General features: G+C 70.3%; 1 protein-coding gene. It reads left to right on the plus strand.

The window, feature by feature from the left end:
- The coding region (locus tag EOA22_RS36435; protein ID WP_206521568.1) for an FAD binding domain-containing protein at positions 1-612 on the plus strand (612 nt) is incomplete at both ends.

Genomic DNA, 612 nt, shown 5'->3' on the forward strand with positions numbered 1-612 from the left:
CCGCCACCGTCGGCGGCAATCTGTTGCAGCGCACGCGCTGCAGCTATTTCTACGACACCGCCAGCGCCTGCAACAGGCGCCAGCCAGGCACCGGCTGCGACGCGCTGGAAGGCGAAAACCGCCTGCACGCCGTGCTCGGCTGGAGCGACGCCTGCATCGCCACCCACCCGTCGGATTTCTGCGTGCCGCTGGTGGCGCTCGACGCCGTGGTCGAGATCGAAGGCAAGAAGGGCCGGCGCCATGTTTCGCTGGAGGAATTTCACCGGCTTCCCGGCGAAACGCCGCAGCGGGAGAATGCGCTGGAGCCCGGCGACCTGATCGTGGCGGTGCGCCTGCCGGCGGAGGCTGCCTCCTTCTCCGCCAATGCCCGTTACCTCAAAGTCCGCGAACGCACCTCCTATGCCTTTGCCGTCGTATCGGCCGCGGCAGCGCTCGTCGTCGACGGCGGCAAGATCCGCGCCGCAAGGCTGGCGCTGGGCGGCGTCGCGGCTAAGCCGTGGCGGGCACGCTCGGCGGAAGCCGTCCTGCTTGGCGCGGACGCCAGCGAGGCGACCTTCGCCAGCGCCGCGGACGCTGCCTTGGCCGATGCCAGCCCTTCCGGCGACAATGCCT

Source organism: Mesorhizobium sp. M7A.F.Ca.US.014.04.1.1 (assembly GCF_003998745.1).
Taxonomy (GTDB): domain Bacteria; phylum Pseudomonadota; class Alphaproteobacteria; order Rhizobiales; family Rhizobiaceae; genus Mesorhizobium; species Mesorhizobium ciceri.